Genomic DNA, 14,280 nt, shown 5'->3' with positions numbered 1-14,280 from the left:
TATGCCACTGCTTTGTGATAAAACTCAAGAATCCAATGCTTTATTTACCTTTTCATAAAGATCATTGGCTAGATTATCCATGGCTTTAAGCTTTTCAAGTTCTGCTTTTATAAGGTTTTGACGCGTCTCATCAAATTTGCGGTACTTAAGTAGTGGATCAATTAGGCGAGATGCGACTTGAGGGTTACTACCGTTCAACTCTTTAAGGATCTCACCAGCAAACTGGTACCCTTCACCCGATTTAGAATGGAAACGAACAGGGTTCATATTGAGAAACGAACCTATGAGGCTTCTTATTCTGTTTGGGTTTTTGAGGCTAAATGCTTCATGATGCATGGTTGACTTAATAACCTCTAACGCATTCTTTTCAGGGTTACTTCCTTGCAGTGCAAACCATTTGTCCATGACAAGGCCATCATGCTTCCATTTTTCACTGTAGTCATCCATCAGTTTTTCACGACATTCAAGTTGAGCACTATTTGCTGAACTTATAGCTGCAATCGTATCTGTCATGTTATTGGCTGAAAAATATTGCTTCTCTATTAAAGTATTTCCTTGCTGCGTGTACGCTAGGTACGATAGAGCTGTATTACTCAAAGAACGTTTACCGATAGACTCATGTGAAATTGTATATTGTTCTTCTTTTAAACTGTGGTATAGCGCGCTAAATTCGTCCTCAAGAGCTTTAGCAAACTTAATTTTGATAGCTTTTAATACTTGTGCGATGGCGTCTACGTCAACTTGGCTGTACCAACCAGAAACTTCGTTATGGCTTGGAAGTGCCATAATTTCAGCGATGAGTGCAGGTTCTAATGTATCTGAAAGTAGTACTCCACGAAATGCATCTATTAAAGACGGCGGTAACTCAGTAATGTTGCCCGCTTGAACCGCATTAACATTACGACGAATATACTTAGCCAGCAGCATTTGTCCTGCATCCCAACGTGAAAATTCGTTATTAGCGTGTACCATTAAAAAAGCTAGTTCTTGATCGCTATAGTCATATTCCAAAATAATTGGAGCAGAAAACTCGCGCAATAAAGAAGGGATTGGTCTTTCTTTTACTTTTTCAAAAACAAAGGTTTGGCTTGATTCAGTAATATTTAAAACATTATCGGTTAGACTTCCGTTACAGTGTAACTCAATGGCTTCTCCATTTTCATTATATAACTCTACATCTAATGGAATATGTAATGGCTGTTTATTTTGCTGATCAAATGTTGCTTCAGTGCGTTGAGTCACTGTTAAAGAATATGTTTTTTTAGTCGCATCATATTCACTTTCTACCGTTACCTTTGGAGTTCCTGATTGACTATACCACAATCGAAATTGCTGTAAGTTAACAGCAGATGCATCTTCCATAGCAGTCACAAAATCTTCACATGTTGCTGCTGTACCATCATGACGGCTAAAGTACAACTTCATTCCTTTCTGAAAATGTTCTTCACCAAGCAAAGTATGTATCATTCGTATTACCTCACTACCTTTCTCATAGACAGTGAGAGTATAGAAATTATTCATTTCAATAACTTTTTCAGGACGAATTGGATGCGACATTGGGCTGGCATCTTCAGCAAACTGTGGACCACGGATAATACGAACGTTGTTTATTCTATTTACAGCACGAGAGCCCAGATCTGAGGAAAATTCCTGATCTCTAAATACAGTTAATCCTTCTTTCAGGCTCAGTTGGAACCAATCTCGGCAGGTGACACGATTCCCCGTCCAGTTGTGAAAATATTCATGACCTATAACTGCTTCTATACCTAGATAATCATTATCAGTTGCAGTTTTCTCATTGGCTAGAACAAACTTCGAGTTAAAGACATTTAGACCTTTATTCTCCATTGCACCCATATTGAAAAAATCAACAGCAACGATCATATAAATGTCCAAGTCATATTCAAGATCAAACCTTTCTTCATCCCACCTCATAGAATTTATCAAAGATGTCATGGCATGAGATGCCCTATTGAGGTTACCTTCATCCACGAAGATTTCGAGTTCGACTTTACGTCCTGATTTAGTCACATATGTATCTCGAAGAACATCAAAATTTCCTGCCACTAAAGCAAACAGGTAGGCAGGTTTAGGATGAGGATCTTGCCACTGTACCCAGTGTCGACCATTTTCTAGTGATCCCTTGGCTATTCGGTTACCATTACTTAATAAAAATGGATATTGCTCTTCATCGGCGATAACTTTAGTTGTGTACTTGGCGAGGATATCTGGACGATCTAAATAATAGGTAATTCTACGAAAACCTTCTGCTTCACACTGAGTACAAAATGCGCCATCTGACTTATACAAGCCTTCCAAAGCTGTGTTTCCTTCAGGATTTAACTCAGTAACAATTTTTAACTCAAACTCTTGCGGGAGAGATGAAATATGAAGGCCACCCTCTACTTCTTCATACCTAGTCCATATTTCTCCATTTATATCAATGCTTACTAACTTGAGATGTTCACCATCAAGGTGGAGGATATTATCTTCTTTTAGTTGTTTTACCTTAGAGGTTGCTGTAACCAAGGTGTTATTGTCATAAAGATCAAAAACCAGATCGAGTTCGGTAACTGTATGAGATGGGGATTTATAATCTTTACGGTATTTGGCTTGTGGCTTTTGAGACATATCTAAGTCCTTCTGAATAATTTGCACATAATACCAGTTTTTTTTACAAAAACGTTTGCAGAGTTTATGCTCTTCCGCTGAACATCTATTTTTTGAAACTATATTTCTGCTACCTAGCTAATTGGGAGAAAGAAAGTCTAGTCAGGAATACCATTATAAATATAGTTTCATATTTGATGCTAGAATTTGCTTCTTTCAATGAGATCTAGCTTAACCTGAGAATAAAAAAAAGACGAGGTATTATATGTCAATACATCGCCCATTATTCATGTAAAAATTTCGTATATTAGTAACTTACCTTATACGATTGAGTATCGCATAAAGCGCTCCTTCTTCCATTTCTAACGTCAGTATATCGCTATTTAGACTGTATCTAGTTTCATGTTCACCGTTTTCGTATAGTAATACTAAATGTTCACCTTCAGTGTAATATACACCTTTATGAATCGCTTCGGCCCCATCTTCATTGCTGACCCTAAACATGAATACAAAATCAGGTTGTAAAATCAAATCCACTTGCTCTACTTCACTCGCTAGAAACTCATGCCCACTCAGTTTCGCGCTAGACCACATACCTGCCAGTGCATTTGATAGTGCTTTGGTAAAAACAACCCCGTTCAAGTTAAGCATGTTATGGTTGCTCGAGTAATTATATATTTGTGGCTCCTCAGTATTGAGTCCAAGAATAAGAGTATCTTCATTCGCCGTGTATAGTCCTTCCCAATGGTCTACAGAATAATCACGCTTTTGAATATCAATTTTGAAGCTGTAGTTAGAATCTAAACTCAGCTTAATAGCCAAAAAATTTTCTTCTGATTGCTCTGGGTTAGGGTTAACAAGATACCAATCACCTAATAAAAAAGGTTGGTCAAACTGTGTTAAGTCACTATTATCGCGGACTTCATTGGCAAAACAAGACAGACTAAAACATGTAAGTAAAACGCCAATCCATCTCATAGTGCACCTCGCTCTTTTCTTTAAGCTTAGGCACTGAAGACCAAATATGCGAAAATCACGATCTAGCTCACGTTAGTCGCAAAAAAAAGCGAGCCTATAATAAGCTCGCTTTTGATGGATTTTGAATTTAATCAGATAGTTTTGTTTGGTGAAAACTTAAGCATATCAACCATTATCGCAACTGACTCATCGAGATAAACATCTGGTGCCTCATAATCTTTCGGAATATCTTCCAGTGACTTGAATGATTTCTCACCATGAGTTTTTTGCCTTTGATTTATACGTGCTAGGCGCTCATCATCGGCTTTATCACTTTCTTGTTTACGGCTTTTTTCACTAAGTGACAGAGTCTTGTCATCCTTCTCCGCTTTATATTTTGCAATATCTTCTGAAATAAATTTGAATTCAGGTTCATTCGAAACGCGAGTTTGGTGGGTAGTATTAAGCTTTTTAATTAACTTTTCGTTACGCTGTAACACCTTATAGTTTGCTTTGTCAATGCTATCCCAAGGCAAGGCATTATCTTCAACACTTTCTCCCGTTTCACTGTGAACGATAGGTGTTGGATACGCAATATCAGGTATGACACCTTTATTCTGAGTACTTCCGCCATCAATACGGTAAAATTTTTGGATCGTGTACTGAACGTAGCCTAACTCCTTATCAAACAAATCGTAAATATGATTGAGAGAACGATGTTGCTGAACAGTCCCTTTACCAAAAGAGTTCTCACCTAGAATGATTGCTCGTCCATAATCTTGCATTGCCGCTGCAAAAATCTCTGAAGCCGATGCACTGTAGCGATTAATCAGAACAGTCATTGGGCCGTCATAACTGATTTTACCGTCTGTATCGCTATTGACGTTGACTCTTCCGTAGCTATCTCGAACCTGTACAACAGGACCGCTGCTAATAAAAAGACCAGATAATGAAGTCGCTTCAGTAAGTGCTCCGCCTCCATTGTTGCGCAAATCGACAATAAGGCCATCAATGCCCTTTTCTTTCATCTCGGTAATTAGCTTATCGGTGTCTTTAGCAAGACCGACATAAAAACTTGGTACTTCCAAAATACCAATATTTTTACCATCTTTTTCTACTATATCCGACTTAACGGCTCGATCTTCTAGCCGAATTTTATCCCTTACTATGATGACAGTTTTAGCTTTTGCATCTTTCCCTTGTGGCAAAACTTGTAGGTTGACTTTACTACCTTTTGGACCTTTGATGAGCTGTACAACATCATCCAAACGCCAGCCTATAACATCAACAACATCTTCGCCATCTTGGCCAACACCGATAATACGATCACCTTCATCAAGCTGTTTACTCTTCGATGCAGGTCCGCCGGCAACCAGAGAACGAATTACAGTATAATCATCGGTCATTTGTAATACTGCACCAATACCTTCCAATGATAGGTTCATTTCAGTTTGAAATTGCTCTGCATTGCGCGGTGAAAGGTAACTTGTATGAGGATCAACCTCTCTTGCGAACGCATTCATATACAGCTGGAAGGCATCTTCATTATGAGTCTGGCTAAGGCGTTTCAAGGCATTATTATAACGCTTACCTAAAACATCTTTAATTTCATCCCAATCTTTACCTGCCAGTTTTAAATTTAATGCGTCATACTTAACCCGCTTTCTCCAAAGGTCATCTAACTCTTTAGTATCTTTAGGCCAAGCGGCTTTACTCCGATCCAACTCGATACTTTCATCAATATCAAACTTCATCTCTTTATCGAGGAGAGAAAGGGCGTAAACGAAACGTTCATAACGACGCTTCATAGACATATTGTAAACATCAAAAGCTATCTGATTGTCTCCAGACTTCAACTGATCATCTATATTAACGGCCCATTTCTTAAACGAATCCACATCTGCTTGATTGAATATGTTGCGGTTAAAATCTAGAGACTCAACATATCTCTGGAAGATAGCCTCAGAAAACCCATCATTTAAGGTAAAGTGCTTATAATGAGAACGAGTAAAACGAGATGTAACACGTTTACTTGCTGTAGAGTGTTGAGCTTCAGGGGCTAACACTGGAAGATCCTCTAAAGCAACATTTGCTTTGAGAGCATATGCTGAAGATGCTGCTAGCCATAAGCTAGCAGCAATCAGCGACATTTTTGAACGGCATTTCATGCGTAGGAGTATCTCCTTTATGCGCGTAGGTGCTCCGCTTTTACGACCATTTGTAGGCCGTTAGGCAGTTGAACACGCACATCTTCCTTATTGACTTCAACAATGGTCGCAGCCATATTCCCTTTGCCCATATTAACATTGACTTGATTACCAATGGTAATTTCTTCTACTGTCAGAGCACGTGTTTCTTGGGGGCTATTAACCTTGTTGTTCGTTTTATTTTGTTGTGGCCGACGGCTTTGTGGCTTTTTATTTGCCGGTTTTGCCTTCGTTTTACCTTCTTCTCTTACTTTCTGAGCTTGCTCTTTACGACGAGCTTGCACTTTAGCCTTGCTTTCGGCTAGAGCTGTTTTTGCATGCTCAACGTGCTCTTCCTCTAACTCACCAGCTGGATTACCATCAAGATCAACACGAATAGCACCGGCTTTAACACCATGTAGATAACGCCATGAAGAAGTATACTGTCTCAATGCTGCGCGAATCTGAGTTTTACTCACCTTTTGGTCGTCGGTAAGACGTTCCGCAAGATCTTGAAAAATACCAATTTTGAGCGGCTTTGCTTCACCTTCTAAAGTAAAGCACTTAGGGAAACATTCAGCAATATACGCAATCACTTCTTTGCTATTTTTTAACTTTTCAGTGTTTTCCATGAGGGGTCCTGGTTAAATGCGGTATCGTCCGCGAGCATTCAGATAAATATTTCAGGTATTATAGTGACCTGAAAACGAAAAACCACACTCAATATTGAATTTATGCACTGATAGCGTGTGAATTAAGCAGCTTTTCTACTTCATTCATCAAAAATGTTAAGCCATGTTCATCAATTACACCAAAGCGACCTAGTTTAGGGCTATCTATATCTAGAACCCCAGCAATACAATCACCTAGCTTAAACGTCTGAGTTACTTGCTGAATCACAGGCGATATGACCTTTAAAATGATGTACATTACCCACTCTCTGTACTTGTTTTTTTCTACCGCTGTCCCACATACACCATGCCCTACAGAAATCCTTACACATGCTGGTAAACCTTGAAATGGTCCTAAAACTAACTCTTGGCCTTGTACAAAGTAAAAACCGACCCAGTTTATTTCATCAAGCTCCATATTCAAAAGAGCGCCCAGGTTGGATAGATTAGCGATGAGATTTTTTTCTGATTCCATAAGTGCTAATGCTTGTTTGGTTAACCTTTCATATTGTTCTATTCTCATACTAGCTTTCGATTTAATAAGACTTGATTGATGAATCCACGTACAATTAATCAAACATCATAAAGAATAAACAGCCACACTATAATGTCTGAAAGAGCAAATACTATTAGCCGTCCTTGGCTGATAACTCAAGTAAAAAAACACAAGTCTCGGCTTGCTTTGGCGAATGTTATAGCAATTTTAGCTACCTTGTTGAGTGTGCCCATTCCTCTATTAATGCCACTGATGGTAGATGAAGTATTGCTAAATCAACCTGCCAAAGGTATAGAGGTAATGAATTCTATATTACCCAGTTCTCTACAAACCCCTACAGGCTATATTTTTCTGACTCTAGGACTGGTTATCCTAATGCGAACTATGAGTCAGGCACTCAATATTCTTCAAGGCCGTCAGTTCACACTGGTTTCGAAAAGCATCACCTATCAGATGCGCAGCAAAATGCTTGATAAACTTGGTCGTATAAGTATGAAGCAATACGAAACCAGAGGCAGCGGTGGTATTAATGCACATTTGGTCACTGATGTAGAAACAATAGATAAGTTTATTGGAGCTACATTGAGCAAGTTCCTCATTGGTTTGTTAACTGTACTTGGGACAGCAAGTGTGCTCCTTTGGCTTGAATGGCACCTCGGTCTCTTTATTCTTTTAGTCAATCCAATTGTCATATATTTCTCACGAAAGCTCGGTAACAAAGTTAAACACCTTAAAAAGAAAGAAAATCAATCTTTCGAACGATTTCAAAATCGATTAGTTGAGACCTTAGATGGAATCTACCAATTACGTGCAGCAAACAGGGAACGTGAATTTCTTACCGAACTAAAACAGCATGCAAACCAAATTCGTCTAGATGCTGACAAATATATGTGGCAATCAGAAGCTGCAGGACGTCTTTCTTTCCTTCTTTTTCTACTAGGATTCGAATTATTTCGCGCTGTCGCAATGCTTATGGTCTTGTTTAGCGACTTAACTATCGGACAAATTTTCGCTGTTTTCGGTTATCTTTGGTTTATGTTAGGCCCAGTCCAAGAGTTACTTGGAATTCAGTTCTCATGGTACAGTGCGAAAGCAGCCCTACAAAGAATTAATAACTTACTCACTTTAGAAGAAGAACAGCGACCTCAAAGTACTGTCAACCCATTTATTAACAACAAGCAAGTAGAAATTAACATTGAAAATGTCGATTTCTCCTACAATGATGAAGTAACTATATTTAACCACCTTAACCTCCACATTCCGGCAGGAAAAAAAGTTGCTTTGGTAGGAGCTAGTGGTGGTGGAAAGTCAACATTAATTCAATTGCTTATTGGAGTTTATCGCCAAGACTCTGGTATTATTAGGTTTAATGGTGAACCAACCAATTCTATAGGCTTTGACCTAATAAGGCAGAATATTGCTGTTGTATTACAACAACCTATATTATTTAATGACACTTTAAGGCATAATCTCACTCTTGGATCCGAGTATGAGGATGCTAAACTGTGGCATGCTCTGGAAGTTGCGCAGTTGGGTGATGTAGCCTGTCAACTCAGAGAAGGGCTTGATACACCTATCGGACGCAACGGAATTCGGTTATCTGGAGGTCAGAGGCAAAGGTTAGCAATTGCACGCATGGTCTTGACCAATCCTAAATTTGTTATTTTAGATGAAGCAACATCAGCCCTAGATACATCAACGGAATCTGCCATCCATAAAGCCCTGAATGAGTTTTTGGATGGTCGTACTACTTTGATAGTTGCACATCGTTTGTCTGCAGTTAAGCAGGCTGATTTGATCTATGTTTTAGAAGATGGCCAAGTAACACAGGCAGGAACACATGTTGAGTTGGTTAAACAAGAAGGCTTATACCAAACCTTGTATGGGAGTGCTCAATCTCACGCGTAGATGTAGTTTGTATAAGTATTATAGGTCGAACTAATGAACCCTCCCTACTCAGACTCTAAAAATATACCACAGTCGATCTCACACACTCACTTATGCCATGGTTGTGATCTTCCGATAAATTCTATCTCTTTAGGAAAAGGGAAAAGTGCCTATTGCCCGCGTTGTGGTATACATCTTTATAGAGGTGGCTCCCCTTCTCTTTCTGGTAATCTTGCTATTGCTGTCGCGTGCCTTCTATTGTATGTGCCCTCACACTTTTTTGCCTTCATTAGCATCCGCTTATTCGGTGTAATGATACCAGCAACCTTACCTTCTGGCATAATGACCCTGTATAATGAAGGATTTATTTTTCTATCACTACTAATTCTTTTTTGTAGCTCGATTGCGCCTTTTTTACTCTGTTTTTCTGTAATGGCTGCTCATATAGCACTACAATTTAATAACATACAAATCTTAAAATATGCTCTTTACACCATTAAACACTTGAAAGTGTGGGTCATGATTGATGTTTTTCTTGTTAGTATTGCGATTTCTTGTTTTAAACTTCAAGACTATTCAGACATCCATATGGGTATTGGTTTGTATGGTTTTGTCTTACTTCAGTTCATGACTGTACTTTTGGTTACTCGCGTGAGTGTTTATGGTTACTGGGAAAAATATAGAACTGAGTTTAGTTATCATTTTAATAAGAAAGAGTTACATTGCCTTCATTGCCACCTCTCACAGCCTAAAAATCATTTATGTGTTCGCTGTAAAAAACCTATTTCTCGTCGTAAACCCCGCTCGATACAGAAAACTTGGGCGTATATAACTGCTGCGACAATTGTGATCTTTCCAGCAAACTTAGTTCCAATATCAATACTGATAACCAATGGGCGGCGCATTGAAGACACTATCTTTTCAGGTGTCGTATCATTGGTCAAAAGTAATATGTGGGGTATTGCACTGATTATTTTTATAGCTAGTATTGTCGTCCCCGTTGCTAAAATTTTAGGGTTGGCCTATCTACTGCTTTCAATCAAGTTCAAACGTAGAATATTTTGTCGCCAAAGAATGACCATTTATTTCATCATTAAGTGGATAGGCCGCTGGTCGATGATGGACTTGTTCGTGATTTGTATAATGATGACGGTGATTGACCGTGGTCAAATACTAGATTTTACTCCAGGTTTTGGTGCAGTAGCATTTGGCCTTGTAGTATTACTAACTATGTTCGCAGCGGAAAGTATTGATCCTAGGCATATATGGGATGACCATTCCATAGAGCACAAAACAGAGCAAAGAGAAGAAACATCAAATGGCTAACTCAACTCCAAATCAACCCTCTTACTCACCTGATGTAAAGCCCAATAAAGGAATATCCCCTTTGTGGTTACTTCCAATATTAGCCTTGGTATTGGCAGGCTGGTTAGTTCTAAAAGCGGTTGAGGATGCAGGTGAACGTATTCAAATACATTTCTCTGATGCACAGGGGCTAGTCGCAGGTAGAACAACCATACGTTATCACGGACTTGAGGTTGGTATGGTCCGTGACATCAATTTATCCGATGACTTGGCTAGTATTTACGTTGAGGCCGAAATATATCCAGAAGCGACAAAACTTCTTTCTAAAAGAACTTTATTTTGGATGGTAAAACCAACAGCTAGTCTTTCTGGTATATCTGGTCTTGATGCTCTTGTATCTGGTAATTACATTGCAATTCAACCAAGCGACTCCCCTGCTAAGCCAGAAACAAAATTCACCGCCCTTGAGCGTCCTCCCTCTGATATTCGAGCTCCTGATGGGCTAAACATTACTCTAAGGGCCGATGAACTTGGTGGAATTTCGATAGGTTCACAGATCGTTTACAGAAAAATACCAATCGGTGAAGTTTACAGTTACCAACTTGATAAGGCAGAGAAAAATGTTCTTATTCACGCAACAATTCATGATGAATATAGGAATATTATCACCGATGAAAGCCGTTTTTGGAATGTTAGCGGTTTAGGTGCCAGTGTGGGGATTCATGGAATTGATCTCAAGTTAGACAGTCTTAGTTCATTAATTGGCGGCTCCATTGCTGTAGATTCTCCTGATGGAGGTGAACCTGTAGTCGATGATAGCCGATTTAGATTGTATCCCGATTTACAAACAGCAGGTCGAGGGATCCCCATAAAGATCACACTTCCTGAGAACAATCAAATAAGTCCTTCTGGCGCACCAATCATGTATCGTGGTATCAAAATTGGACAAATTAGTGACTTACAATTTAGTAATGGTCGAAAAGAGATAGTCGCACTAGCTGCTATTGAGCCAGCATTTTCTGATATTCTAACCAGTGGAAGTCATTTTATTCTTGAAGAAGCAAAAGTCTCACTTTCCGGCGTTAAAAATATCACGAATTTGATCAGAGGAAATTACCTAACTTTAATAGCAGGAAAAGGTGAACGCTCTCGTTACTTTACGGCAATTAGAAAAGAGCAATTTAATAAGCAACAAGCCAACTCTATTGTTATCACTTTAGTAGCAGAAAATTCTTTTGGCCTTGAGGCTGGTGCTAATGTTCTATATAGAGGTATCACTGTTGGAGAAGTGACTAGTGTGTCTTTAGTTGAGGATAAAGTTCATTTTGATTTGCTCATTAATACTAGCTATTCCTCTCTCATAAAAGCTGAAAATCGCTTCTTTGTGACTGGTAGTGCGACTGCAGAGTTGACTCAGTCAGGGCTTAATATCAACGTCCCTCCTGCTAAACAATTGCTAACCGGTTCAATCAGCTTTATCAGTGATGGTGAAAACTCTCCCCAAAGAAAGTATGTTCTATATCCCAGTCAATCACTGGCTGAATTAGCTCAGTATAATATATCAGGCTTTGAAAGCATCACACTATTAGCAGACCAGTTACCTTCTGTAAGTAAAGGCAGCCCTCTACTTTATAAGAATCTTAAGGTAGGCCACATCTCAGACTATCACCTAGTTGAAAGTGGTGTTGTGATAACGGCGAGTATAGAAAAGCAGTATAAGCATTTACTGAACAAGCAAACAGTATTTTGGAATTATTCCGGTATTGATATAGATGCGAGTCTCAATGGTATCAATGTAAAAACCGCCCCTTTAAAATCGTTAATCCAAGGCAGTATTGCTTTTGACTCACTGCCAGGGGTCGAAAACAAACGCGGTGAACAATGGTTATTATATAAAGACTTTAAAACAGCTCGAAAATATGGGCAAACTATCACATTGGTAGCCAAAGGAGAGAATCATATCTCTAATGGCACTAGCGTAAAATATAATGGCATCAAAGTTGGAGAAGCGATATCGGTTACTCCAGATTTTAACCATGATAGAGTCACTATTGAGCTTCGCCTGCTCCCCAAATATGCAGATATACTCGCTAAAGAAAATAGCTACTTTTGGATAGCTCAACCGACCTTAGGGTTAAGCGGTGTAAAGAACTTGCAAAATTTTTGGGCACCAGCGATTAATGTAAAACCGGGTAAAGGAAAGGCTACTTTTGAATTTAGTTTACATAAACAGCAACCGGATACAGACGGTATTCCGTTTACATTACAAAGTGAAACCCTTGGCTCAGTAACTATAGGCACGCCTGTTCTCTTTAGAGAAATGCAAGTTGGGCGAGTCATTAAAGTTGGTCTTGGTGAACTAGCTGACCGCGTAGTTTCAACTATCTCTATAGACCCAGAATACGCTTATCTTATAAGAGCAAACAGCATATTTTGGAATACCTCGGGTGTTGATGTTTCGATTGGGCTTGGAGGTGCCAATATCAAAGCAGGTACAATTGACAGTATCATCAAAGGAGGAATTACTTTTTCTACTCCTGATAATGTTCCACTTCAACCTATTGCAAAGCATGAACAATCTTTCTTTTTGTATTCAACACCTGAAGATACATGGAAAAAGTGGCGCACCCCAATCCCCAAGCCATAGAAATAAAAACGCAGTATTAACACTGCGTTTTGTCTTTTAATCCGTTATAATCTTTCACCTTTACGTGCACGAGACATAACTTTGCATCAAAACGTCTATTTGCCTGAAGAATTTCTGCAAGAAATACAGGCCATCATGCCCAATGGTCTAGATATTTCTGGCTTTATTGCTGCTTGCCAACGCCCACTTCGTAAAAGTATCCGTGTCAATACGCTTAAAATTTCTATTAGTGATTTTACTCAGCGTGCATCGGAAAAAAATTGGCGACTATCACCTATTCCTTGGTGTAAGGAAGGTTTTTGGATTGAAGCTGATGAATCCATCACTCCGCTCGGTAATACCGCTGAACATATGTGTGGTCTATTTTACATTCAAGAAGCCAGTTCTATGATGCCAGTATCAGCATTGTTCGATAACCTACACAATGAGTTTAATACTGTTCTCGATATGGCAGCCGCTCCTGGCTCCAAGACATCTCAAATTGCGGCACTAATGAATAACAGTGGCGTAATTGTAGCCAATGAGTTTTCATCCACTCGTGTTAAGGCGCTGCATGCCAACATACAACGATGTGGAATACGAAACACAGCACTAAGCAACTTTGATGGAAGAGTTTTTGGTGGTTGGCTACCAGAAAGTTTTGACGCTGTGCTTATCGATGCGCCATGCTCTGGAGAAGGAACAGTACGTAAAGATCCTGACGCAATGAAAAATTGGAGCAAAGAAACTGTTCTGGCTATCTCTGAGACTCAAAAAGATCTTATTGATAGTGCTTTTCATGCACTCAAAACAGGTGGAGTGATGGTTTATTCAACCTGCACTTTAAGTGTTGAAGAAAACCAGCAAGTTTGTTTGTATTTGAAAAAAAAATATCAAGATTTAATCGCTTTTGAACCACTCGATTCATTATTCGAGGGCGCAGGTAAAGCGATCACAGAACACGGCTTCCTACACATATTCCCTCAAGTTTATGACAGTGAAGGCTTTTTCGTAGCAAAGATTAAAAAATTAGGGCCAATGAAAGCACCTAAGGTTAATAAACGCCTTGGAAAATTCCCGTTCGAAAAAGCATCTGATAAAGTTCAACAACACATTGCCTACAATCTAAATGCGAGCTTAAATATTGAGTTACCAATGAATTCATGTATATGGCTCAGAGATAACGATGTGTGGTTATTCCCAAGTGCTTTGGAACCACTCTTAGGATCATTTCGATTTTCTAGAATGGGGATCAAGATAGCCGAATCCCACAAAAATGGCTATCGCTGGCAACATCAAGTTGCGACGGCTCTTGCATCAGGGCAAGAGCCTAATTGTATTGGACTCACCATTGTTGAAGCTCGAGAATGGTTCATGGGAAGAGATATTAGACCAGAAAATCAATCTGGAAAAGGTGAAGTGATTGTTAAGCTTGGTGATGACGTGATAGGTCTGGGTAAGTGGGTGGGAAATCGTTTAAAAAATGGTTTACCTAGAGAGTTGGTTAGAGACAAAAACCTATTTTAAATTAATTGCCCACTA

Annotated in this window: 8 protein-coding genes and 1 pseudogene; 4 read left to right on the top strand and 5 right to left on the bottom strand. The window is 39.2% G+C overall.

The genetic code is table 11. The features are described from left to right. Positions 1-24: 24 nt before the first annotated feature. From pepN to OCV27_RS07475, 5 genes and pseudogenes are all read right to left on the bottom strand, one after another. Positions 25-2,631: an aminopeptidase N gene (pepN, locus tag OCV27_RS07495; protein WP_125321365.1), complete on the bottom strand. Its 2,607-nt coding sequence runs from the start codon at positions 2,629-2,631 to the stop codon at positions 25-27. Between the two features lie 294 nt (positions 2,632-2,925). Beyond that, a complete protein-coding gene (locus OCV27_RS07490; RefSeq protein WP_125321367.1) occupies positions 2,926-3,588 on the bottom strand; it encodes a hypothetical protein in 663 nt (220 codons plus the stop codon). A gap of 131 nt (positions 3,589-3,719) precedes the next feature. After that, positions 3,720-5,735, bottom strand: coding sequence for a carboxy terminal-processing peptidase (gene prc, locus OCV27_RS07485; protein ID WP_125321369.1), 2,016 nt, complete (start codon positions 5,733-5,735; stop codon positions 3,720-3,722). A gap of 17 nt (positions 5,736-5,752) precedes the next feature. Continuing rightward, on the bottom strand, positions 5,753-6,385 hold the full coding sequence (proQ, locus tag OCV27_RS07480; RefSeq protein WP_125321371.1) for an RNA chaperone ProQ: 633 nt from the start codon (positions 6,383-6,385) through the stop codon (positions 5,753-5,755). Positions 6,386-6,485: 100 nt separating this feature from the next. Then, positions 6,486-6,947: pseudogene (locus OCV27_RS07475) on the bottom strand (GAF domain-containing protein). Positions 6,948-7,031: 84 nt separating this feature from the next. On the opposite strand from OCV27_RS07475, the gene OCV27_RS07470 reads away from it, so the two are divergent. From OCV27_RS07470 to rsmF, 4 genes are all read left to right on the top strand, one after another. Next, entirely contained in the window at positions 7,032-8,828 is a 1,797-nt protein-coding gene (locus OCV27_RS07470) for an ABC transporter ATP-binding protein (protein ID WP_125321373.1), read from the top strand. Positions 8,829-8,861: 33 nt separating this feature from the next. Next, positions 8,862-10,133, top strand: coding sequence for a paraquat-inducible protein A (locus OCV27_RS07465; RefSeq protein WP_125321375.1), 1,272 nt, complete (start codon positions 8,862-8,864; stop codon positions 10,131-10,133). After that, positions 10,126-12,759: an MlaD family protein gene (locus tag OCV27_RS07460; protein WP_125321377.1), complete on the top strand. Its 2,634-nt coding sequence runs from the start codon at positions 10,126-10,128 to the stop codon at positions 12,757-12,759. Before OCV27_RS07465 ends, OCV27_RS07460 begins: the two co-directional genes overlap by 8 nt. 81 nt (positions 12,760-12,840) lie before the next feature. After that, a complete protein-coding gene (rsmF, locus tag OCV27_RS07455) occupies positions 12,841-14,265 on the top strand; it encodes a 16S rRNA (cytosine(1407)-C(5))-methyltransferase RsmF (protein ID WP_125321379.1) in 1,425 nt (474 codons plus the stop codon). Positions 14,266-14,280: the final 15 nt, after the last annotated feature.

The sequence above is a fragment of the Vibrio pectenicida genome (genome assembly GCA_024347015.1).
GTDB classification, from domain to species: domain Bacteria; phylum Pseudomonadota; class Gammaproteobacteria; order Enterobacterales; family Vibrionaceae; genus Vibrio; species Vibrio pectenicida.
This window is presented reverse-complemented; position numbering and strand designations above follow the sequence as displayed.

Bases quoted from the DNA above. Each gene is read 5' to 3' on its own strand.
- pepN (WP_125321365.1), bottom strand. From the start codon at position 2,631: ATGTCTCAAAAGCCACAAGCCAAATACCGTAAAGATTATAAATCCCCA.
- OCV27_RS07490 (WP_125321367.1), bottom strand. From the start codon at position 3,588: ATGAGATGGATTGGCGTTTTACTTACATGTTTTAGTCTGTCTTGTTTT.
- prc (WP_125321369.1), bottom strand. From the start codon at position 5,735: ATGAAATGCCGTTCAAAAATGTCGCTGATTGCTGCTAGCTTATGGCTA.
- proQ (WP_125321371.1), bottom strand. From the start codon at position 6,385: ATGGAAAACACTGAAAAGTTAAAAAATAGCAAAGAAGTGATTGCGTAT.
- OCV27_RS07470 (WP_125321373.1), top strand. From the start codon at position 7,032: ATGTCTGAAAGAGCAAATACTATTAGCCGTCCTTGGCTGATAACTCAA.
- OCV27_RS07465 (WP_125321375.1), top strand. From the start codon at position 8,862: ATGAACCCTCCCTACTCAGACTCTAAAAATATACCACAGTCGATCTCA.
- OCV27_RS07460 (WP_125321377.1), top strand. From the start codon at position 10,126: ATGGCTAACTCAACTCCAAATCAACCCTCTTACTCACCTGATGTAAAG.